The organism is Terriglobus albidus, assembly GCF_008000815.1.
In the GTDB taxonomy this organism is placed as follows: Bacteria; Acidobacteriota; Terriglobia; order Terriglobales; family Acidobacteriaceae; genus Terriglobus; species Terriglobus albidus_A.
In genome coordinates this window covers 4,615,502-4,636,524 of sequence record NZ_CP042806.1, presented here as the reverse complement: position 1 = coordinate 4,636,524, position 21,023 = coordinate 4,615,502, and the positions used below count along the sequence as shown (strand labels likewise).

General features: G+C 57.9%; 20 protein-coding genes. 11 read left to right on the top strand and 9 right to left on the bottom strand.

All coding sequences use genetic code 11. The features are described 5' to 3' along the window. Nucleotides 1–39: 39 nt before the first annotated feature. Nucleotides 40–1,632 carry an ArnT family glycosyltransferase gene (locus tag FTW19_RS18525; protein WP_147649073.1) on the bottom strand — a complete coding sequence of 531 codons (1,593 nt, stop codon included), beginning with the start codon at nucleotides 1,630–1,632 and terminating at the stop codon, nucleotides 40–42. 83 nt (nucleotides 1,633–1,715) lie between these two features. Here FTW19_RS18525 and ypfJ point away from each other — a divergent pair, with 83 nt between their 5' ends. Beyond that, nucleotides 1,716–2,618 carry a KPN_02809 family neutral zinc metallopeptidase gene (ypfJ, locus tag FTW19_RS18520; protein ID WP_147649072.1) on the top strand — a complete coding sequence of 301 codons (903 nt, stop codon included), beginning with the start codon at nucleotides 1,716–1,718 and terminating at the stop codon, nucleotides 2,616–2,618. 142 nt (nucleotides 2,619–2,760) lie between these two features. Next, nucleotides 2,761–3,600: an SGNH/GDSL hydrolase family protein gene (locus FTW19_RS18515; RefSeq protein ID WP_147649071.1), complete on the top strand. Its 840-nt coding sequence runs from the start codon at nucleotides 2,761–2,763 to the stop codon at nucleotides 3,598–3,600. 299 nt (nucleotides 3,601–3,899) lie between these two features. Here the strand turns inward: FTW19_RS18515 and FTW19_RS18510 are convergent, their stop codons facing one another. Beyond that, nucleotides 3,900–4,712, bottom strand: a complete 813-nt coding sequence (locus FTW19_RS18510) for a metallophosphoesterase (RefSeq protein ID WP_147649070.1) — start codon at nucleotides 4,710–4,712, stop codon at nucleotides 3,900–3,902. Between the two features lie 54 nt (nucleotides 4,713–4,766). Next, nucleotides 4,767–6,719 (bottom strand): excinuclease ABC subunit UvrC, encoded by a 1,953-nt coding sequence (uvrC, locus tag FTW19_RS18505; RefSeq protein ID WP_147649069.1) that lies wholly within the window; start codon nucleotides 6,717–6,719, stop codon nucleotides 4,767–4,769. A gap of 216 nt (nucleotides 6,720–6,935) precedes the next feature. On the opposite strand from uvrC, the gene FTW19_RS18500 reads away from it, so the two are divergent. Then, nucleotides 6,936–7,688 (top strand): OmpA family protein, encoded by a 753-nt coding sequence (locus FTW19_RS18500; RefSeq protein ID WP_147649068.1) that lies wholly within the window; start codon nucleotides 6,936–6,938, stop codon nucleotides 7,686–7,688. Nucleotides 7,689–7,903: 215 nt separating this feature from the next. On the opposite strand, the gene FTW19_RS18495 is transcribed toward FTW19_RS18500, so the two are convergent. Next, complete coding sequence (locus tag FTW19_RS18495) at nucleotides 7,904–9,154, bottom strand: mechanosensitive ion channel family protein (protein ID WP_147649067.1); 1,251 nt, start codon at nucleotides 9,152–9,154, stop codon at nucleotides 7,904–7,906. A gap of 10 nt (nucleotides 9,155–9,164) precedes the next feature. Beyond that, entirely contained in the window at nucleotides 9,165–9,365 is a 201-nt protein-coding gene (locus FTW19_RS18490; RefSeq protein ID WP_246153383.1) for a DUF3311 domain-containing protein, read from the bottom strand. Nucleotides 9,366–9,431: 66 nt separating this feature from the next. On the opposite strand from FTW19_RS18490, the gene mazG reads away from it, so the two are divergent. From mazG to menC, 3 genes are read left to right on the top strand one after another with little or no spacing between them, the layout of a single operon-like run. After that, nucleotides 9,432–10,226 (top strand): nucleoside triphosphate pyrophosphohydrolase, encoded by a 795-nt coding sequence (gene mazG / locus FTW19_RS18485; protein ID WP_147649066.1) that lies wholly within the window; start codon nucleotides 9,432–9,434, stop codon nucleotides 10,224–10,226. Continuing rightward, nucleotides 10,223–10,978, top strand: coding sequence for a GNAT family N-acetyltransferase (locus FTW19_RS18480; protein ID WP_147649065.1), 756 nt, complete (start codon nucleotides 10,223–10,225; stop codon nucleotides 10,976–10,978). Before mazG ends, FTW19_RS18480 begins: the two co-directional genes overlap by 4 nt. A gap of 17 nt (nucleotides 10,979–10,995) precedes the next feature. After that, nucleotides 10,996–12,105, top strand: a complete 1,110-nt coding sequence (gene menC / locus FTW19_RS18475; RefSeq protein WP_147649064.1) for an o-succinylbenzoate synthase — start codon at nucleotides 10,996–10,998, stop codon at nucleotides 12,103–12,105. Between the two features lie 238 nt (nucleotides 12,106–12,343). Here menC and FTW19_RS18470 read toward each other — a convergent pair whose 3' ends face one another. After that, the gene (locus tag FTW19_RS18470) at nucleotides 12,344–13,183 is read right to left on the bottom strand and encodes a hypothetical protein (protein WP_147649063.1); all 840 of its coding nucleotides are present in this window, start codon (nucleotides 13,181–13,183) and stop codon (nucleotides 12,344–12,346) included. A gap of 114 nt (nucleotides 13,184–13,297) precedes the next feature. Here FTW19_RS18470 and FTW19_RS18465 point away from each other — a divergent pair, with 114 nt between their 5' ends. From FTW19_RS18465 to FTW19_RS18455, 3 genes are all read left to right on the top strand, one after another. After that, nucleotides 13,298–13,690, top strand: coding sequence for a bactofilin family protein (locus FTW19_RS18465; RefSeq protein WP_147649062.1), 393 nt, complete (start codon nucleotides 13,298–13,300; stop codon nucleotides 13,688–13,690). 21 nt (nucleotides 13,691–13,711) lie between these two features. Continuing rightward, complete coding sequence (locus FTW19_RS18460; RefSeq protein WP_147649061.1) at nucleotides 13,712–14,344, top strand: class I SAM-dependent methyltransferase; 633 nt, start codon at nucleotides 13,712–13,714, stop codon at nucleotides 14,342–14,344. A gap of 67 nt (nucleotides 14,345–14,411) precedes the next feature. Then, complete coding sequence (locus tag FTW19_RS18455; protein WP_147649060.1) at nucleotides 14,412–15,128, top strand: metal-dependent hydrolase; 717 nt, start codon at nucleotides 14,412–14,414, stop codon at nucleotides 15,126–15,128. 51 nt (nucleotides 15,129–15,179) lie between these two features. Here the strand turns inward: FTW19_RS18455 and FTW19_RS18450 are convergent, their stop codons facing one another. The 3 genes from FTW19_RS18450 to FTW19_RS25885 all read right to left on the bottom strand — a co-directional run bounded on the left by FTW19_RS18450 (nucleotide 15,180) and on the right by FTW19_RS25885 (nucleotide 18,213). Then, complete coding sequence (locus FTW19_RS18450; protein ID WP_147649059.1) at nucleotides 15,180–15,431, bottom strand: hypothetical protein; 252 nt, start codon at nucleotides 15,429–15,431, stop codon at nucleotides 15,180–15,182. Between the two features lie 145 nt (nucleotides 15,432–15,576). Beyond that, entirely contained in the window at nucleotides 15,577–17,937 is a 2,361-nt protein-coding gene (locus FTW19_RS18445; RefSeq protein WP_246153382.1) for an APC family permease, read from the bottom strand. Between the two features lie 111 nt (nucleotides 17,938–18,048). After that, complete coding sequence (locus FTW19_RS25885) at nucleotides 18,049–18,213, bottom strand: hypothetical protein (RefSeq protein WP_187143052.1); 165 nt, start codon at nucleotides 18,211–18,213, stop codon at nucleotides 18,049–18,051. Nucleotides 18,214–18,256: 43 nt separating this feature from the next. Here FTW19_RS25885 and lnt point away from each other — a divergent pair, with 43 nt between their 5' ends. Beyond that, a complete protein-coding gene (gene lnt / locus FTW19_RS18440; protein ID WP_147649058.1) occupies nucleotides 18,257–19,855 on the top strand; it encodes an apolipoprotein N-acyltransferase in 1,599 nt (532 codons plus the stop codon). A 4-nt stretch (nucleotides 19,856–19,859) separates the two neighbouring features. After that, nucleotides 19,860–21,000, top strand: a protein-coding gene (gene prfB, locus FTW19_RS18435; RefSeq protein ID WP_147649057.1) for a peptide chain release factor 2 whose coding sequence is annotated in 2 segments (ribosomal slippage) — nucleotides 19,860–19,928 and nucleotides 19,930–21,000 — 1,140 coding nt in all. Because the reading frame shifts where the segments join, the coding sequence is not laid out codon by codon here. Nucleotides 21,001–21,023: the final 23 nt, after the last annotated feature.

Sequence of the window (21,023 nt, the reverse complement as noted above, 5' to 3'; positions counted from 1 at the left end):
ATACCTCTTCAACTTTTAACTTTCAACTTTTTAACTGTTTTAGTAGTAGAGCTTGAAGCTTGCCCAATCCTCCGTCAGGTTTTTCTTCCTGTTCCGGCAGAGGTAGATGTTTCGCCGGTTCTCAAATGGCATCGCGTACGGATGATCCAGATGTCCGACCACGGTGCAGCTTTGGTAGTACTCCAGCATGGCCGGAAGCTTTGCTGCATTGATGGAAAAGACTACCTCTCCGGTAGCGCCCTGTGGCCCCCACAGGAAATGGGTGTTGTGGCCGCTGACTACAGGAGGAATCTCACCTGGTTTATTGAGAAAGAGCAGGGAACTCGCCTCGCCGTAGTTGCCAGCAGTTACCACAGCCTTCCGTTGGTCTTCCGGAGGCAATGACTGATAGGCAGCTCGTATCTTCGCGGAGAGCTCGTCCCATCCAAAACGGTCTGCATAAAACTGCGGCAGCATTCCGGAACTGTCCGTCTCAGTATTGGTGGAACTGTCGTAGAGATGCGTCGCCTTCATATAGCGCAGCCATGATTCCACCGGAAGCACCGGGATCGCCATCGGCAACGAGATGATGGCGATCAGCGCAATCAAGCCTGACAGTATGGGGAAGGCGATGGGATAGTCCCAGTGGACTGCCTTGCGTGTCGCAAAGCGTGCCTCCCATGCCAGACCACCGGCGGCAAAGGCGATGGGATAGACCGGCACCAGGTAGTAGTCCTTCGCATGCAGGACAAACATCATGGCGTAGGTAAAGACCCAGGTCAGCCCCAGCCAGCGCCACTGTGCGCGGCGCAGTAGAAAAACGACTCCGGGAATCCATACGAAAGCAGCCACTGGATTCACGTTTTTGAACTGCGCCAGGAAGAAGGCCAGAAAGCCGAGTGAGATATTCTTGCCACCCTTGCGTCCATTCTCCAGAAACTCCAATGTTGGCCAGTGATGAACTGCCTGCCAGATGACGTTCGGGCTCGCGATCAGAAGCAGCAGGGCAATGCCCATCGCCGCATGACGCGTGAACAGCAGCTTCCGCTGCGGTGTGCACAGCAGTGCCAGCCCGACAGCGATCAGGAAGAACATCATCGAGGGTTTGTTCAGGAGCCCCAGCCCTGCCGAGACGCCGAGGACGATCCACGCCCGTTGCGGTGGCCAGAGATTCCGCTGCAGCAGGATCAGCGCCAGCAGGCAGGTCATCCAGAACATCGACTCGAAAGAATTCATCGAGAGAAAGCTGTCGAGGCCCAGGTACTGTGGCGCACACAACACGCACAGCATCGCCAGGCCCTGCGCCGGCCGGCGTCCGCCAAGCGCCCAGGCCAGCAGGCCCGTCAGAAAAACACGAGCCGCTCCCGCCAGGGCTGAGAACATGCGGATGCCCGCCAGGGAATGCCCGAAGAGCAACTCCGCCAGCCGCGCCTGTACCGCGACTACGGGCCCATGGTCCACATATCCCCACGCGAGATGCCGGCCGCAGATCAGGTAATAAAACTCGTCGCGGAAGTAGCCGTAGCCTATCGCTGGCTCCAGCAGGTTAGTGCCGACGTGGATGGCCAGCTTGATGAGGGCGAAGATCGTTGCAAGCCTTATGGCCTGCAAGAGTGTAGGGTCAGCGGGGCGGACGATCACGGATGCTGCCATGCGCCTAAGGATACGCAAGGAATCGTGTTGCGGTTCCTTGCGACACACCCTCAGCATCTAAGATTACGGAATAGGGGACGATCATGGACTGGACACCTGGCGGCACCAGTGACGATATCGAAGACCGGCGAGGCGATGACTCGGGCGGCGGCGGAGGCGGCTTCGGTTTCGGAGGCATGGGGGGAGGTCTCGGCATTGGCGGCTTTGTCCTGCTGCTGATCCTCAGCCTGGTCACAGGCCGTAACTTCCTTGGTGGTTTCTTCGGCGGCGGTCATGCTCCCTCGCAGCCCTCCGAGAGGCGTTCCGCAGGGCCGATCGAGGAGACTCAGGCGGAGAAGCACAGTGTGCAGCTCATCAGTTGGACCCTGGACGATGCGCAGAAGACCTGGGAGCAGATTTTCCAGCAGAACGGCAAGACCTACCGGCATGCGAAGCTTGTCCTCTTCCGCGATACCACCTACTCCGGCTGCGGCACGGCGCAGGCAGCCACCGGCCCCTTTTACTGCCCGGTCGATCAGAAGGTCTATATCGATCTCAGCTTCTGGGATGAGCTCCAGCGCTTCGGCGGTGGCACCGGCGAGTTCGCGGAGGCTTACGTTGTCACGCACGAGATCGGCCACCATATACAGCGGTTGCTGGGAATTGAGAGCAATGTGCAGCGCCTGATGTATGCGCGTCCGGAGCAGCGGAGCCAACTTTCCGTCGCGCTGGAGCTACAGGCGGACTGCTTCGCCGGCGTGTGGGCGCACTCCGCCGAACAGCGCGGCCACGTTCATACGAGTGATATTGCGGACGGCATGAAGGCCGCGGCAGCGGTAGGCGACGATCATCTCCAGAAGATGGCCGGCCGGGCCGTCAGCCCTGAGCGGTTCACGCACGGTTCTTCCGCGCAGCGGCAGCAGTGGTTAGAGCGCGGCCTGCAGGATGGCGCTATAGGCGCCTGCAATACCTTCAAAAATCTCAGCGACGCGGACAACCAGGACTAGAGCATTTTCCCTGTTACTGGGTATGCCGGAAGAGGGGCGCAGTGGCGTTTTCATTGCGGAAAACGCCCATAGATGTGGAAGCCCTACACTACACCTACAGGGAAAATGTTCTACTGACACGCTGCTGTCGTAGCATGGCCGCATGCATGCACTCCGGAAGCTTGCTCTCCTGCTCTGTCTTGGCCCCGTTGCGCTTCAGGCGCAAAAGGCGTCTCGCCCGTATGACCAGCTCTTTGTCTTCGGTGACAGCTACTCCGATACCGGAGCCGGATATGTTGACGGCAACGGCCCCACGGCGGTCTGGTACATGGCCAAAGATCTCGGTATCGACCTGGTGATACCGCTCAAGTCGTGGGCCGGGGCAAGCGTGAACTTTGCCGTCAGTGGCGCCCGTACCGATGGCGGACTCGGCCGTATCGATAAGCACGGCGAGATCATCGGCTACGGCATGCAACTCCAGGTGGGGCAGTTCCGCGAATTGATGCAAGCTGGTCTCGTCACCTTCGATCCGAAGCGGACGATGTTCTTCTTCGCAGGCGGTTTGAATGATAGGACCTTGCCCATCGATACCAGCGCACAGGACATTGAGGATGAGATCGAGACGCTCTATGGTCTGGGCGCACGACGCTTCACGGTGGCGATTCTTCCGGAGAAGATTCCGCAGTTCGCGCAGCAGGGTATCCGCGTCAACCCGGCACTGCGCGGTATCCCGGATGAGATGAAGCGTCGCCATGCCGACATCGAGATTGCCACCAGCAACTGGGGCGCATTTCTTGATGAGGTGATTACAAACCCCGCGAAGTACGGCATTACGAATACGACGGACCGCTGCGCCGGCCGCGTGCTCCGTAACGAAGACCCCACACCGTGCGCGAGCCCGGAGAAGTACTTCTTCTATCACGAAGGGCATCCGTCGACACGGGCTCACGAGGTTGCAGGAGGCATGCTGGCGGAAGAGGCGAAGAAGGTTTCGGCTCGTTGAGCTGCAAGTTGAATGTTGGCGTGCAAGTCGATGTGCCAACTCACTGGGTGCCCCATTCACGCGTAGCGTGAGTGGGACATTCGAGCTTCGCTCGAATCCGGTGGAAGCATCGGGGTCCCCGGCCAGCTTCACTGGCTGGGTATAGACGTGGGCTTTTAGCCCACGGTCTATCGGCTCAACACACGAAAAGGGCTTCAGCCCTGGGGCTTTTCCTCAATCAAGGAAGAGAGCCCAGGGCTGAAGCCCATCTTCTTTTCACACTTTATCAGCGGGCTGAAGCCCGCTGCTCCCACCAGTCTTTACCCAACCAGCAGCCGGGGATCGTCCGGAAGAAATGGTCGCGTCGGTTCGTAGTACTTACGCTTCGCCGGAACCGAGACAAACTCACACTCCGGATAACGCAGCGCCGTTAATCTGCCGCCGAAGACACACCCGGTGTCGATGTTGATGGTGTTGTTCAGGATCACAGGGCTCTCCACTGGAGTATGCCCGAAGACGATTAGCGGGTCCCCTTTGTACTCTGCCGCCCACGGATAACGGATTTCGCCCCACTGATCGCGGACTCCGGTCTTCTCTCCATGAATTGCCAGCTCCCGCGCCTGGATGGTGGCGGCGCGATGCATGGATTCCTTCAGGCCGGCGTGAGCGACCAGAAGCCTGGCATGGTCGAAGATCAGATGCCCCGGCAGCCGCTTGATGAAGATCGCCATCTGCTTTGTGAACTCCGGCGACTGCCGGCCGAATTGTTCCAGCGAATCGGCCAGCCCGAAGGTCAAAGGCAGCGTCTTGCCGCACAGAGCTGTCGCGAGCCGCACATCGTGGTTTCCGGCGACAGAGAAGGCCTTGCCCTGTGCCATCGCCGTGGATACCAGACGAAAGACCTCCGGGATTCCCGGGCCGCGATCCGCGAGGTCGCCGACAAAGATCAGCCTGCGCTTGTCCGGGGATGTGATGGAGAGATCATCGCCCACCTGGTATCCAAGCGTTCCCAATAACTCCCTCAGCTCATCGATACATCCGTGAACATCGCCCACGATATCGAAGGGGCCGGAGTTCTCGGAGTGATCCTGAAAGGAGATCGATTCGGCATGAAGCTCAGCAGCAGTACTCACACTCTAAGAATATCGATTTTGGGCGGCTCAGGTACGTGGCCCAGAGAGGCAGTTTTACTGAATGACCCGCAGCGCCGTATCGACAGCTGCTTCGTTCTCCGCTTGGAAGTAATTCCGGATCTTCTCCGCAGTCGCTGGACTCACGACGGCCGACAAGGCATCCGGGCCGGCCTGCTTGATGCCGCGCAGCGATCCAAAGTGCTCCAGCAGCCGCTGGCGTGTCCGTGGACCAACACCCGGGATTGCCAGCAGCTCCGAATCGCGGTCACGCATCTCGCGGCGTTTGCGGTGGTAGGTAATCGCAAACCGGTGCGATTCATCGCGGATCTTCTGGATCAGATGCAGAACTGGAGAACGCCGGTCCAGCACCACTGGCTCATCCTCCTGACCATAGACATAGACAATCTCTTCGCGCTTCGCGATGGAGGCCAGCGGCTGCAGCGTTAGCCCGAGCTGTTCCAGTGCGGCATAGGCTGCGTGAAGCTGTCCCAGGCCGCCGTCGATCAGGATTAGCGATGGAAGGTCTTTCTTCTCTTCCAGCAGGCGTGAGTACCGGCGATGCACAATCTCGCGCATGGAGGCGAAGTCGTCGACACCGCTCACGGTCTTAACCTTGAACTTGCGGTAGTCCGACTTCTTCATCGCGCCGTCTTCCCACACCACCATGCTGGCAACCGTCTCCGCTCCCTGGATGTGGGAGATGTCGAAGCACTCGATACGCCGCGGTGGTTCCTCCAGGCTCAGTGCATCCTGCAATGCTTCCGCAATGGCCTTGTTGGTCGGCTGCAGCGTGCGGAACCGTTGATCATAAGCCTGCTTGGCGTTCTGGCATACCAGATCGACCAATGAACGCTTGTCTCCGCGTTGCGGTGCGGCCAGCTCAATCTTGTGCCCAGTCCGCTCTGAGAGCAGGGAGGCCAGCGCCGTGCGGTCAGGGAAATCGACCGGGACGTAGATATGCTTGGGAACATACGGTTGATCGAGATACACCTGCTTCAATAGGGCAGAGAAGAAGGCTGACGGAGAGAACGCGGGCCGTTCGATCGTTGCCTCCACAGCTGCTTCTGGAGCGCCTCCGGGGCCGAGCGCTTCCATGTCCTCCGTCTCGTCACTCTCCTCCGGGTCTTCCGCCAGAAAACTGAAGTCAGGCAGGTCTTCCCAGAAGAAGTCGCGCTTATCCACGATCTTGCCCGACCGCATATGGAAGAGGTTGACCGCCAGCATCTCTTTCTCGAAGTGGAAGCCGAAGACGTCCGCGTCCTCGTTTTCCGTACTGGCAATGCGCTGTTTCTCCTGCAATTGCTGCACGGTGATGAGCTGGTCACGCATCCGTGCGGCAAGCTCATACTGTTCTGCGGCAGCGGCTTCGGCCATGCGCTCTCGCAGACGTCCTTCTAACTCGCTTTCTTTTCCGTCGAGGAAGAGCTGCACGTCGCGTACAGCCTCGCGATAGGCCTCCGGTGTTGTGAAACCTTCGACGCACGGTCCAAGGCAGCGCTTGATGTAGTACTGCAGGCAGGCGCGTGAGTGATAGCGGGAGAGATCAACCTTGCACGACGGAATCAGAAAGCTGCGATGAATCAGATCTACCAGGCGGTATGCCAGATTGCCGGGAAAGTACGGCCCGAAGTAAGCTGACCCGTCTTTCTTCAGTCGTCGCGTGACAAAGACTTTCGGATAGCGGTCGCCCAGGGTCAGCTTGATATACGGGTAGGTCTTGTCATCCCGCAGCAGGATGTTGAACCGCGGCTTCCGCTGTTTGATCAGGTTGTTTTCCAGCGCCAGAGCTTCGTGCTCGTTCGCGACCTGGATGTAATCGATGTCGACCGCCTCGCGCATCAGGGAGCCGGTCTTGGCATTCGCCTGGCTGGCGGCGAGGAAGTAGCTGCGAACCCGTGCCCGCAGATTCTTCGCCTTCCCGACATAGATCACCTCTCCCTCGGCGTTCTTGTAGAGGTAACAGCCGGGTTTCGTCGGCAGTGTCCGGATTTTCGCAAGCAGATCCATCAGAGGAGGCGCCTTTTCAGAGCGCAAATTATTAGATTACTCCGCTCTACAGCCGGACATCGTCGGAAGAGATGGTAGGAAAATTTTTCCCTATTTAAGCCTGGAAGATCTCGCAAAATATTGAAAACATTGGAGGTTTACATTTGGTGCGTAGCTTGCATCTGATAAGGCGTAACAGAGGCCCTGTTTGCCGGGCCAAACAATAGGAGAGTCACCATGACGAACGATTTCCGCCTTGCACGCAAGAATCTTGGAGCCGCTATTGCTACCACGGTGGCTGCGGCTGGCATTCTTTTCCTGACGGTGGGTTGCTCCACAAAGAACTATGTTCGCTCGCAGACTGCTCCGCTCATCCAGAATACGAACGATCTGGATGCGAAGACGGCACAGGACCATCGCACGATTCTTGATACGGATCAGCGCGCTCAGGCCGGTATTGCCCGCGCCCAGGGTGCTGCCGATACGGCTGATCAACATGCTATGGCCGCCGGAACCGCTGCGGACTCGGCCGGTAAGAGCGCCCAGGAAGCCTACAATCGTGTCGACTCGCTGACGGGTGTCGTCGCCAACCTGGATCACTACACGCCGCTCGCGGATGTGACCGTGACCTTCGGCTTCGACAAAGCTACGCTGACTGCCAGCGACAAGAAGGACCTCGACTCGTTCGCCGCCAAGCTTGACGGCGCCCGTCACTACATTCTCGAGGTCACCGGAGGCACTGACTCCACCGGCGATCCGCAGTACAACTACGACCTCAGTCAGCGTCGTGCAGATGCGGTCGTAAATTATTTACAGACCAAGTACAACGTTGCTCCTCATAAGTTCTATCTCATCGGTATCGGTAAGGATCAGGAAGTCGCGTCCAACAAGACGGCCGCCGGTCGCAAGCAGAACCGTCGCGTCGCTGTTCGCCTGATGTCGAACATGAAGGATGAGGCCGACACGTCCGCTCCGAGCGGTACCAAGTAGAGGTTTCCTTCCTCAGTAGTCACTGCAAGTGAAGTACCCACCCTCCAGTAGTGAGACCGGTGTGCTGCCAGTCTCACTACTCACCCCCAAAAGGCGGCGGAGCCCAGCACTCTATGTGGCTCCGCCAGCTTCTTTTCAACCGCCTTTTTCTCTTGAAATAATTTGGGGCTGCTTGCCCACACTCCGCGAGGGCGAGGCACCCGTTTAGGGAAGTGTCAGTCCATCGCTACTCGAAACCGTGTAGCTTTTGGTTTCAACGGCCCCTGGACTGTCGACTGGTTCCCATCCCGAAGCTGCGTGTAATGCGGTGACATGATCTCCATGCCCGCCGCATTGAACGCGTCCTGAATATTCCTGTGGAGTTCGCTGTAGATGCGCGGCATGGCCTCGGCATGCGCCGTAAAGGCGTTCACTTGATAGTGAATATAGAAATCGTCGAGCGCAGTCTGCAGCACGAATGGTTGCGGATTCGGCTCGACCATCTCCGTCTTCAACGCCGCATCGATCAGAAGCTGATGTATTGTCTGCCACGGCGTGTCATAGCCGATCGTGACCGTTGTATAGAGGATCAGGTTTCCGGAACGTGCCTGTGCCGAGTAGTTGGTGATGTTGCCATCCAGCGCTTTGGTGGAGGGAATCAGCACCTCTTCATTTTTCGGCGTCAGCAGCTTGGTGTAGAGGAACGTCCGCTCCATAACGTCACCGGTTGTTCCCTGGATCTGTACCCGATCTCCAACGCGAAATGGACGCATGTAGGTCAGCACGATGCCGGCGATGACATTGCCTACGGTTGAGCTTGAGCCAAACGAGACCATTAGGCCGATGACGACCGACAGGCCCTTCGCAGCCTCCGATCCTGTGCCTGGAATCCGTGGTGCGATCAGGAACAGCGCGATCAAGATAATCACAGCCCGGACGATCTGGCCGGTAGGCAGCGCTACATCACGGTGCACCCACGGCGAGAGGTTGATGGCGCCCTCATCTGCCTTGGTGAACAGAAAGCTCACCGCCTTCAGAATGAAGCGCGTGAGTATGGCGATGACCAGGATGGTGATGAGGTTCGGTAACGACGCAAGGAAGCCGTAGTAGAGGTCGTGCAGAGGGGTGAGGACCCAGCCGAGCACCAGGTTGACATAACGCTCGGTGGCGGGGAACTGGCTGAAGGTCAGCAGCAGGGCGACGATCACGTTCAGCAGGGCGAGCCCGTAGAAAAGGGTGAGGCTTAGCAGGCTCAGTGCAGACACGATCTGTGAACCGGTCAGAAGCTGCAGACCGCGAATATGCAGCGGCGGTACGGTGCGCCGCTTGCTCTGCAGCAGATCATCCAGACGGGCTCGTCCGCGGCGCAGCAGGCGCCAGAGGAGGAATGCAGTTACCAGGATCAGCAGCGTGATCGCGGCGCGCTTCAGGTAATCGGGATTCTTCCAGAAAGGGATCTCAGCGAGCAGTGCGGGAAGAACGTGCATGGTGTGCGAATCAGGACTTCAGCTTCCTATAAACGAACAGCATGATGGCCGACGCGATGATTACCCACGCCAACTGGTACCAGTAAAAGAACGGAAAGCCTATCAGATCCGGCGTCATCCGGTTGTACAGGCTCGGAAAGCAGAGCGCCAGATAGGGCAGAACCAGAAGCAAAGCCCAGGGCGAAATGCGCGTCTTGGTCGGTGTGGGCACGATGGGGTTGATGGTAGCACGACCTTAGGGTCGTACCCTGCCCATCTCGTTCGTTATGCTTAACCCATGGATTCGAAGAAGACCCCGGACCTGGCGGCCGAACGGTTCGCTGAGGCGGTGGGCATCATGGCGCGGTTGCGAGCCCCGGATGGCTGTCCCTGGGACCGTGAGCAGACCTTCGACACGATCAAGCGGCATACGCTGGAGGAGACCTACGAGGTCTTCGACGCTATCGAACGACGCGCCTGGCCGGAGCTCAAAGATGAGCTCGGCGATCTTCTGCTGCAGGTGCTTTTCTACGCTCAGATGGCGGAAGAGGCCGGTTACTTCTCCATCACTGAGGTTGTGGATGGTCTGAACTCCAAGCTCATCCGGCGGCACCCTCACATCTTCGGAGAGGTCACCGCCGACGATGCGGATACTGTCCTCCGCAACTGGGAGGCCATCAAGAAGGAAGAGAAGGCCGGAAAGGCTCGTGAGGGTGGTTTGCTGGGCGAGGTACCTCGCAGCATGCCGGCTGTTGTCGAAGCAGCAAAGCTGGGCTCGAAGGCCGCCAAGGTCGGCTTCGACTGGCCGGACATACAGGGTCTTGTCGGCAAGATCGAGGAGGAGTCAAAAGAACTCGCCGCAGAGGTAGCCGCAGGGAATCGTGCGAAGGTAGAAGAAGAGTTTGGCGACTTGATGTTTACTGCAGTCAACCTCTCTCGGCATTTGAAGGTAGATGCCGAGCAGGCGTTGCGTCTGGCAAATGCAAAGTTCCGCGGGCGGTTTGCCGCGATGGAACAGTTAGCGGGAGGCTCCCTGGAGGGTCTCTCCGCAACCCGGCTCGAAGAGCTGTGGTCGGAGGCAAAGAAGGCTTGAGTACGGAGATCGTGATCCGTGAGCTGTCAGAGCTCAGTGAGTTCGACCTGTGTGTCGATCTGCAGTTGACGGTATGGAATTACTCGCAGCAGGACCTGATTCCGCGCCGCGTCTTCCTCGTCGCTTACCGCATCGGAGGGCAGGTTCTCGGAGCCTATGATGGGGACCGCATGATCGGCTTCGCCATGGGCCTGCCAGGCTTCCGTAACGGGCACAGCTATCTGCATTCGCACATGCTGGCGGTTCTGCCCGAGTACCGTAACGGCGGTGTCGGACGCCGTCTTAAGCTCGCACAGCGCGACGGCGCGCTCGCCAAAGGCTTCGACCTGATGGAATGGACCTACGATCCGCTGGAGATCAAAAACGCCTACCTCAACATCACGAAGCTCGGCGCCATCTCCAGACGGTACAAGGCTGACTTCTACGGCTCCTCCACCTCGCCGTTGCAGGGAGGCCTCCCCACCGACCGTCTGTATGCCGAATGGTGGCTCAAGAGCGATCGCGTCAAGACAGCTCTCGCCGGCGGGAAGCCTCGGATGGAGATAGAACGCTCCGTAGAGGTGCCTGCTGCTATTTATGAGTGGAAGGCAAACGAAGCGGACCGCGACAAAGCAGCCGCCCTGCAGGCCTCGAATCGCGAAGCCCTGGAGGCGGCGTTTGCCCAGGGGCTCTCGGTGATCGGCTATGAGCGCGATGCGGATGGGACTGGCAGATTCCTGCTGGGCCGTTGGGATGAAGATCTGTTGGTTTAGAAGGAAAAGAGAGACGAATGAAGATTGATGCCATAGTGTTGCGCGAGATCCAGATGCCTCTGGCTCACCCGTTTGAAACCAGCTTCGGGCTGACCACGATGCGCCGCATCATGCTCGTAGAACTGCAGGCCGAGGGAACGACGGCCTGGGGTGAGTGTGTCGCTGGAGAGCATCCTTACTTCTCCGACGAGATGATCGATACCGCCTGGATCATCGCGAAGACGGAGCTGGCGCCTCGCCTGGTAGGTGTCGAGATCGAGAATGGCGGCAAAGTCCCCGATCTGCTGAAACAGGTGCGCGGGCACCGCATGGCGAAGGCATCTCTGGAAAATGCCGTTTGGGAGCTGGAATCGATTCTGAAGAAGGTTCCTCTTGCCCAGTTGCTTGGCGGCGTCCGTGACTCGATTCCTTGCGGTGTCTCCATCGGCATTCAGCCTACTCCTGAGAAGCTGATGGAAAAGATCGAGACGGAGCTCGCCGCAGGCTATCAGCGCATCAAACTGAAATGTAAGCCGGGCTGGGATATTGAGATCTTCGAGATGGTCCGCAAGCGCTGGCCGCAGATTCTTCTGAGCTGCGACGCAAACTCGGCTTACCGGGTGAAAGACTCCGATCACATCGCGTCATGGGACCGTTTCAACCTGCTCATGATCGAGCAGCCTCTCTGGTACGACGATTTTTACTTCCACTCAAAGCTGCAGTCACGCCTGAAGACACGCATCTGCCTGGACGAGTCCATCCGCAACCGGCGCGATGCCCTGGCGGCCATCGATATGGGAAGCTGCGGCATCATCAACATCAAGGTCGGGCGTGTGGGCGGTTTCAGCGAAGCGATTGCGGTCCACAACGTCGCCGCAGAGCGAGGGATTCCGGTGTGGTGCGGCGGCATGCTTGAGACCGGCATTGGTCGTGCACAGAACATCGCCTTGTCGTCGTTGGAGAACTTCCGGCTGCCGGGTGACGTTAGCGCCTCGAAGCGCTATTGGGCAGAGGACATCATCGAGCCGGCGGTCGAAGTAAGCAGCACCGGTGAGATCACGGTGCCGACAACACCGGGACGCGGCTTTGAGGTGAAGACCGGTCTCATCCAGAAGCTTACCGTCCGCGAAGAACGAATCACGAAGTAGCCAGTGTCCTGAGTCTGAAGTTCTTGTCGTAAATGTTGTCATCCAAGGTGGTGAAGGACCTGCTTTCCAACGCTTCGGATGGCAACGCTATTCATGATTTATGTCGCGAACTTTAGACTCACCACACTAGGGCATATCCAAAAAATGATTTGAGCTTGTCATGAATTTGGGGTATTCCCTACCCGCCCTAGCGTTGCGAGGGCGGGGCACCCGGGCAGGTAAGCTCTGAAGGCGTGCTCTATGGCCGCAGGGGGGCAGTAAGAAGCACTTTGATGGCGTCTTGCCAGGAAAGTGCGGCGGGCATCGGCGTTACATTCGTTGCCTCGAACAGCGATTTCACTTTGACGGTATGCACCAGCACCTCACGGACGGTGATGTCCATGGTGAGCCGGCTGTAGGTCCAGAGCCCGTTGCCAAAATCGCGCTGATCGAGTTCGAGGTTGCCGCCCGCATAGATCTTTGCGATCAGGCCCCACCCGAGGTTGGCATCGCGAAAGATATGGCCCTCCATGCGCATCATGTGATGGCTCTGCGCATCGATCCAGATGCGACCCTCAAGGGAGCCGAGGGCGCCCTGGGCCATGCCGGACGGATGAAAAGCCGGGTTCGGGTGGAAGTCCAAAACGACTTGCTGCGGCGACCGCCCTGCCAGTTGCGGTTGACCTGGGACGTAGGTCCAGAGCATTGCATCCGGCATGAGCTTGATCAGTTCCGCGGTCAACGAAATATTCGATCGGTCCCGTTTGTGGTGTTTCAAAAAGCCGCTCGGGTCTTCCAATGTGGCATTGAGACGTGCACACTCAGCCTCGTTCTCTTCCTTGGTGAGGGCACGGCCTTCCTTGCTGACAAGACGTGCGACCGCGCCTTCTTTGGCTTCAATGGTGTCGCGTACCACGTCGCCGCGTTCATCAACGCGGCGTGAAAGATATCGCAGGTATAAGTTGTCGCGGGTGACGACCGGAAGTTCGGTCTTGACGGTGGCGACGACCCAGTCCCGTGGCGACTGCGAAAGGTCTGCCGTCTGCGCGGAGGCCGGCAGTGTGATGGCTGTCAAAAGCGTAAAGAGGAGAGCGCGCACCTTTTGAAGTAGACGCTCAGCTTATCAGGAAAGTTTTGCCGTTTGCCGGATAACCTTTGGTCGGATAGACTTCGGGCAAGTCCCACATGTTGCAAAAGGAGAGAGATTCCGGATATGAGCCTTTTGGGTGCCGGTACGCTGATTGGCCGTTCTCTGGTCATTCGCGGCGAAGTCAGCGGAAGCGAAGATCTGTACGTGGATGGATCCATCGAAGGAACGGTCACCCTGGCCGCAGGCCGGTTGACGGTTGGGCCAAACGCCAGGCTCACGGCGGACGTGCAGGCGCCCGAAGTCGCTGTGATGGGTGAACTTAATGGCAATCTGCGCTCTGAGGGGAAAGTAGAGCTACGGGACAAATCGACTATGAGGGGCGATATTCTTGCCATCCGCCTGGCGGTGGAAGAGGGCGCCGTCTTACGTGGCCATGTAGACCTGCGTGGACCTGAGGAGAAGGCAGAAGATGCCGCTCCTGTTGTAGAAGAGTCCTCGCTGTTTCAGCATAAGTAACCAGGAGTAGGGATCAGCGCTGTGTTACGAGGTTTCTTCGGTGGAAGCGAGCAGGCGAGTGGATCGCGCGGAGTGATTCCGCGTCATTCCAGTGGTTGGACTCATGTTGTGAAACAGTTGAAAGCGAGCGAGGGGCTGCGTGTCCTGGATATAGGCGCTACCTCATCGGGAAACATCAATTTCCTTACCGGTCTTGGACATGGCGTTTATATGGCCGATCTCGCCGAAGAGGCCGCGAAGCCTCATTGGACACTGCCCGCCACTGAAAGTGAAGGCGAGCGCTTCGATGTGGATCGCTTCATGGCAGAGAACTTCGATTTCGCCGGACGTACCTTCGATATCGTGCTGCTCTGGGATGTTGCGGATTATCTTCCTGAGCCGCTGCTAAAGGCAGTGATTGCCCGTCTGCACGAAGTGCTCAACCCCGGTGGGTTGATCTTGGCGTTTTTCCACACGAAAAAGGAAGATAGCGACACCAGTTTCTATCGATATCACCTAACGGAAAACGAAATGATCAATATGCAGCGTGTCGCCGACCGCAAGTTGCTGCAGGTGTGGACCAACCGCCAGGTGGAGCGCATGTTTGAGAGCTACAGCTCCTATAAGTTCTTCCTGGCAAAAGATAACCTTCGGGAAGTGGTCATTACGCGCTAGTGCGGCGTCTTACCTACAGGTAAATTCGCCCGAATCGCACAACCGCAACAGAAAAAGGAAGGTTACGATGAGCAGACTTGGCGGGATCACGTTGACGTGGCTCGGACATGCAACCCTGCATCTGGAGACAGCCGCAGGGACATCCATTCTGATTGACCCATGGATTGACGGAAATCCTGTCTATCCCGCCGATAAAAAGAAATTCGACAAAGTCGATGTCATGCTGCTGACCCACGGGCATTCGGATCACACGGGCTCTGCCCTGGACGTTGCAGAGCAGCATAATCCCGCAGTGGTCTGCATGGTGGAACTCGGTGATCTACTCGAAGCTCAGGGCTTGAAAAGCAGGAAGCTTGTTGCGATGAACCTTGGAGGAACGACACATGTCGAAGACCTCGAAATCTCGATGGTGGAAGCGCGCCATTCGTCCAGCTATATGATCGACGGCAAGCCCGTTTATGCCGGCCCGCCGGCAGGTCTTATTGTTAAACCTGCGAATGGCCCGGTGATTTATTTCGCCGGAGACACTTCGCTTTTTGGCGACATGAAGCTCATCAAGGCGCTCTATGCCCCTGAGGTTGCCGTTCTGCCGATTGGCGACTTCTACACGATGGGGCCGAAACACGCCGCAATCGCCGCCGAATGGATTGGCGCGAAGACGGTGATCCCGATTCACTTCGGTACCTTCCCCGTTCTACGCGGCAGGCCCGATACTCTGCGAGAGGCATTGGAAGGAAAAGGGATTGATGTGTTGGAACTTACGATTGGAGAACCGACGGCATAGAAGTTTTGCAGAATACGAAAAAAGCCCCGGAGTGGATCGGGGCTTTTTTATTTACTTGTCGCTTTCCTTGCGGTGTGCGGCCCAGCGGCGCTTCTGCGCATCGGCGATTCTCTTGCGCGCGTCGGGCGAAAGAACCCGTTTGGCGCGTTTGCGAGAGACGCTGGTTTTTGCTGCAGCAGTTGTGCCTTTGGGGCGGCCTGGACGACGGCCGCCTACAGCTGCCGCACCCGCGAGCAGGGCGCGTGCCTGCTGTAATTTGGAGATCTGTGCATCGATTTCGGCGATAATGCGAGAAACTTCCACGAAATTGCCTCCGTTGAATATGTCCGCGGTTGGGGGATCCAGAATAACTCTGAGCGTGCAAGGATCCGCGGATCAATGAAATCTTCTAAGTAACAAGGATACCCAGCAGATAATATACCTGCAAATTCTTGAAATTATACCGCAGTTACTTGGTGGTTGTAGCAGGAGTTGGTTTAGGAGCCTGTAAAGACAGTCCCGGCCCGGCCCCTTCCACCGAGTCGTAACGAGCAGGAGACCCAAGAGCCTGATGATGCTGTGTATGTGCGATGCATTCCTGCAGGCCATGCACGACTGCATCGCGATCCTTGGAATATTCCGAGGATAGCCGTGTTAACGCATAAGTCACGATGTCGCTGTGATGCAGATGCTGCATATTGGGATTGCGGCGGAGATTCAACCAGAGGCGATGAACCAACTGGACATCCTCCGCGGGAATTGTGGGTGCATGCGGTCCGATATGGAAGCTTTCGGCCTCGCCCTGCTGCGGTACAACGTAGAACGTGAACTGCCGCTTCGGTTCCGGAAGTGTCTCCCACGCCTGGCCGACGTGATAGGCCTGCTCCTGCGCAGTGAGCTTGCTGGAGAGGCCGGAGACTACAGCAGCGGCTTCCAATGAGGTAGCCGTTTTGACGATCGCGGCAAAGATGTCACCGGCCGGAACAACAAGCAGTGAGATATGTTTGCCAAAGCCTTCTGCGACGGAGACTGCCTTGGTAAACAGCATCTGCTCATGCTCAGAGAAGAGTTGTTCACTGGCGTCGACATACTCTGGGCCGCCCACGCCCATCATGCGGGCGGCGAGTACGACGACATCTTGTTCATCGGTATCGGTGCGCGCCAGCGCCCACTTTAAGGCGAAAGGGTTCGCCGCATCGCGCATGGTAACCAGAACGCAGCCGGGACGGATCTTCAACTCTTCCGCGCCAATGTCATCGGAGTGTTCGAGTTGGAAGTGCTCTTTCATCTGCCGCTCAGCCAGTGCATGACGGCGCTTATTATCCCGCTCTGAAAGCGAAAAGATGATGAAGAAGGCGACGGCGAAGATAACGCCGGAGACAGTCGCGACCGATTTGGTAAAGAGATTTACTACCGCCGTGGTCAGCAATACACAGAAGACGCTGATCAGGCCCACCGGGATCTCAGTGCGGCCAATATGCAGATTCAGCGGCACCTTCGCGCCGCGTTCCCCACGGAAACGATAGCGCAGCACCAGCATGGCCAGGGCATTGAAGGTGAACGACCAGATCACGCCGAAGGCATACGCTTCACCAATCAGTATGACGTCGCCGCGCGTGATGACAATCACCAGCAATTGCATGCCGGTAACCAGATTCACGATGCGGTGGCTGGTGCCGAACTTTCTATGCGGCCTGCGGAACCAATCCGTGAGAACTCCGTCTTCGGCAACGCGCATCAGCACGCCGGTGGAGCCTACGATAGCTGTGTTGACCGCTCCGCCGAGGATCAGGAAGCCGACGATCACGACAAAGGCGCGGAAGGCCAGCCGTAAAAACTCAGGGCCGACCATATACATCGCCATACCGGCAATAAGGTTGTCACGATAGACGGAGACGCGAACGTCATCCGGAATGATCATGACTGCCAGCATCGATCCAATGCCCGTGAAGAGCAGGCTGTAGATGGCGATAACCATCGCGGCGCGCTTCAGGTTCTTGAGCTTGGGGTGCTCGATCTCGCGGTTGACCTGTGCCAGGGACTCCTCGCCGGACATAGCCAGCACGGAGTGGCCGAAGGCCATCAGGATGCCGAAGAGGCCGAGAGTTTGGGCGAAGTGGGTACCCTTGAGGAAGCCGAGCGCGGAGTCAGAGAAATGAAGATTCGACGGCGTGGGCAGCGGTGGAAGATGAGCTCCGCGATGGACTGCGGTCAGTGTGCCCCAGGTCAGAAGAAGGATCACCATGACCGTGGTGATCTTCATGATGGTCAGGGCTTTTTCGCTGGACTCTTCGATGCCCTTGATGTTCTGCCACCAGAAATAGATGGTGATGACAATGGCAAAGACGGCAGATGCATAGTTGACGTTCAACTGCGGCGCCGCCCATGCAGGCCAGTGATACTTTTCGACACACAGCCTCGCCAGGTCATTCATCATGCCGACGATGTATTGCCCGGCAGAGACGCCTGAGATTGGTCCGGTCAGCACATAGTCGAACATCAGCGCTGAGACCGAAACCTTGGCGAAGGTGGAGCCGAGCGCTTCCTTCACGATGCGGTAAACGCCGCCTCGGGTAAACATCGAACAACTCTCGACATAGACCGAGCGCACCGCATAGGAAAAGAGCATCACGCCGATGATGAACCAGGGCGCAGATTTACCGACAGCCTCTTCTGAGATGCCTCCAGCGTAGAAGGCCGACGAGCCAAGGTCGTTCAGAACGATGGCGGCGGCTCGCCAGAAGGAAATGAAGGTGAGCATAACCGAGGAGGCTACGACGAGCCGAACTCGGTTCGATTGCGGAACGGTGACCGTGGGTTTAGAGGCCATCTTAATGGTAGCGCCTTTTGAGGACTTTACAATCCGTCCTTCAACGAAACTGACGCCCATCGAAGAGTCTAGACCTGTGATTGGGCAAGGTCAATGGGTGGAACAGTATCACTATAGCTCTGCCTCGTTCGGCTCTTCATCTGGAGTGAAGACTTCCAGCAGATCATGCGCCGTACTGATGACGACAACGAAAGCAGAACCGACAAGGCCGAAGAAGAACATCGGCACCAGCAGATGCGAAAGTCCGTGCATGAACAGGTCGACCACGAACACCATTGTACGCCTGTATGGTTGTTAGACTTTCCCGAGCGGAGGATGCATGCAGGCAGTTTCGGGAAAGAGATGGGCGCTCACGCTTGTGTCGGGGGTATTACAGGTGCTCATCTTTCCGATGGCGGGTCCGGTGCCTGCGTGGCGAGCTGTGTTGTGCTGGCTGGCGCTGGCTCCACTACTGGTAGCGTTGCTCGACGCCAAGCCGCTGAAGATGCGAGAGTTTGGTGTCCTTGGATATGGCTGCGGCGTCCTTTGGTACCTGGGAAGCTGTTACTGGGTCATGCCGACGATGTATCTCTACGGTGGCATGAGTAAACCTGCCGGCTTTGGCATCCTGCTTCTCTTTGCACTTTACCTGGGGCTATATCACGCGCTCTTCAGCGTACTGATCGGCCTTCTGCGCCGTTTCTGGAGTGCCGGCTACGTACTTCTTGCCTCACCATTTGTCTGGGTAGCGGTAGAACTGGCGCGAGCCCGCATTACAAGTTTTCCCTGGGACCAGTTAGGTGTTGCACAGGTAGACAATCCTCTGCTGACACTGCTCGCACCGTGGGGAGGGGTGTATGCGATGAGCTTCGTCATCGCGGCAGTGAATGCCCTGGTGGCCTCCTGGTGGGTATTGGAGAAACATTCGTGGAAGCCGGTCGTAGCAGGTGTGTGTGTTGCAACCGCGGTACAGGTCGGTGGATGGGCGAAAGAGAGGCGCGATGAAGGTCATCTGCGCTCTCTTCCGCTGCCGAAGCAACACGCCGTGTTGTTGCAGGGAAACCTGGCAGAATCTGGTCCGGAGGCTCCACGGAACGGCGATGCCGACTCGCTGCTGACTGCGTTTGTGCAACTGTCGCTTGGTAAGGCCGATTTGCGTCCGCAGGTCATCATCTGGCCCGAATCACCTGCTCCATTCACCACCAGCGATCCTAAGTTTCGGCAAACGATCGGAACGATGACACAAGAAGTGAATAGTGCTTCCATCATCGGTGCGGAAGGGATCGAGCTCGATAGTGCTGCGCCCGGCGGCTATAAGGCCTATAACTCCGCGGCGCTCTTCGCCACCGATGGAAGCTATCGCGGTCATTACGACAAGGTTCATCTTGTTCCGTTCGGTGAGTATCTTCCGTTTCCGTCGCTCTTTCAGTTTGCCGGTGGACTTGTCGCTGAGGTTGGGCGATCTGATCCTGGTCACTTCCGTACGGTCTTTCGTCCCGATGGCCATGGCTATGGCACGTTTATCTGTTACGAGTCGATCTTCGCGGATGAAGTGCGCCAGTTTGTGAAGGGAGGCGCCGAGGTGCTGGTCAATATCTCCAACGACGGATGGTATGGAGACACCAGCGCGCCGTGGCAGCACCTGAACATGGCGCGGATGCGGGCCATCGAGAATCGCAGATGGGTCTTGCGCGATACCAACACTGGCGTAACAGGCGCCATTGATCCCTACGGCCACCTTCGCGAACAGGCCTCGCGGCATATCCGAACCGCGATTGCGGTAGGCTTCGACTTTTCGGACGAGATGACCTTCTATACGCAGTTCGGCGATCTATTCGCCTACGGATGCTCTCTGGTGGTGATTACTTTGCTCGGATATGGTGCGTTTCGAGAGAGACAGACTGCCTCCGGCGCAACCGCCCCTGGCGCATTAGAATAACGGCATGCTTGCTGATCTAGAGTTTGCTTACTCCCCGGTGCGTGAGAAGGTGCGCGACCTGCGGGAGTATCTTTGACGCCGCCCGTCTGCGGCGGGAACTGTCTGACATTGAAGAAAAAGTAGCCGATCCGGCGGTATGGGCCGATGCGGCGAAGTCACAGCCGCTGATGCGCGAGCGCAAGCGGCTTGAGGGGTTGCTGGCCGATGATGAGGAGCTGGCGCGCCGGTCGGACGACATCGGAGCTTACTTCGAGCTGGCCAGGGAAGGCGGCGACGAGGAGTCACTGCTCGCCGACCTGAAGCGCGAGGTCGACAGTCTGAGCGAATTTGCCGAAAAGCTCGAGACCAAGACCCTGCTGGGTGGCGAGACCGATCCTCTGAATGCGATCGTCACTGTCCATCCGGGGGCCGGCGGTACCGAGAGCCAGGACTGGGCAGAGATGCTGCTGCGCATGTATCTGCGCTGGGCAGAGCGCCAGGGTTTCAAGACCGAGATCAACGAACTGCAGGATGGTGACGAGGCCGGCATCAAGTCCGCGACCTTTACCGTGACGGGCGAATACGCCTTCGGCCTGCTGAGCGGAGAGACGGGCGTCCATCGCCTGGTGCGTATCTCTCCCTTCGACTCCGCAAAGCGCCGCCATACCTCGTTCGCCAGCGTCTTCGTCTCTCCAGAGATCGATGACTCCATCGTCATCGAGATCAAGCCCGACGAGATCCGGACGGATACCTACCGCTCCGGTGGTAAGGGCGGCCAGCACGTCAACACGACAGATTCGGCTGTGCGCATCACGCACATTCCCACTGGAATCGTGGCGGCCTGTCAGAACGAGCGTTCGCAGCATAAGAACCGCGAAAAAGCGATGAAGATGTTGCGTTCGCGGTTATACGAGTTCGAGCTGGAAAAGAAGAAGGCCGCGAGCAAGAAGCTCGAAGACTCGAAGCTGGATATCAACTTCGGCTCGCAAATCCGCAACTATGTGTTGCAGCCGTATCGCATTGCCAAGGATCTGCGTACACGCGTGGAAACCGGCGACGTGGACTCCGTGCTGGATGGCGACCTGGAGATCTTTATCGCGGGCTACCTGAAGATGCGGCGCGAGGGTGGCGTCCCGGTGCCGATTACGGACGACGACGATCTGTAGGGCGCACCCTGGCAGAAGAGCCT

Excerpts from the sequence above, each read along its gene's own strand:
- FTW19_RS18525 (WP_147649073.1), bottom strand. The coding sequence starts at position 1,632 with ATGGCAGCATCCGTGATCGTCCGCCCCGCTGACCCTACACTCTTGCAG.
- ypfJ (WP_147649072.1), top strand. The coding sequence starts at position 1,716 with ATGGACTGGACACCTGGCGGCACCAGTGACGATATCGAAGACCGGCGA.
- FTW19_RS18515 (WP_147649071.1), top strand. The coding sequence starts at position 2,761 with ATGCATGCACTCCGGAAGCTTGCTCTCCTGCTCTGTCTTGGCCCCGTT.
- uvrC (WP_147649069.1), bottom strand. The coding sequence starts at position 6,719 with ATGGATCTGCTTGCGAAAATCCGGACACTGCCGACGAAACCCGGCTGT.
- FTW19_RS18500 (WP_147649068.1), top strand. The coding sequence starts at position 6,936 with ATGACGAACGATTTCCGCCTTGCACGCAAGAATCTTGGAGCCGCTATT.
- FTW19_RS18495 (WP_147649067.1), bottom strand. The coding sequence starts at position 9,154 with ATGCACGTTCTTCCCGCACTGCTCGCTGAGATCCCTTTCTGGAAGAAT.
- mazG (WP_147649066.1), top strand. The coding sequence starts at position 9,432 with ATGGATTCGAAGAAGACCCCGGACCTGGCGGCCGAACGGTTCGCTGAG.
- menC (WP_147649064.1), top strand. The coding sequence starts at position 10,996 with ATGAAGATTGATGCCATAGTGTTGCGCGAGATCCAGATGCCTCTGGCT.
- FTW19_RS18465 (WP_147649062.1), top strand. The coding sequence starts at position 13,298 with ATGAGCCTTTTGGGTGCCGGTACGCTGATTGGCCGTTCTCTGGTCATT.
- FTW19_RS18455 (WP_147649060.1), top strand. The coding sequence starts at position 14,412 with ATGAGCAGACTTGGCGGGATCACGTTGACGTGGCTCGGACATGCAACC.
- FTW19_RS18445 (WP_246153382.1), bottom strand. The coding sequence starts at position 17,937 with ATGGCCTCTAAACCCACGGTCACCGTTCCGCAATCGAACCGAGTTCGG.
- FTW19_RS25885 (WP_187143052.1), bottom strand. The coding sequence starts at position 18,213 with ATGGTGTTCGTGGTCGACCTGTTCATGCACGGACTTTCGCATCTGCTG.
- lnt (WP_147649058.1), top strand. The coding sequence starts at position 18,257 with ATGCAGGCAGTTTCGGGAAAGAGATGGGCGCTCACGCTTGTGTCGGGG.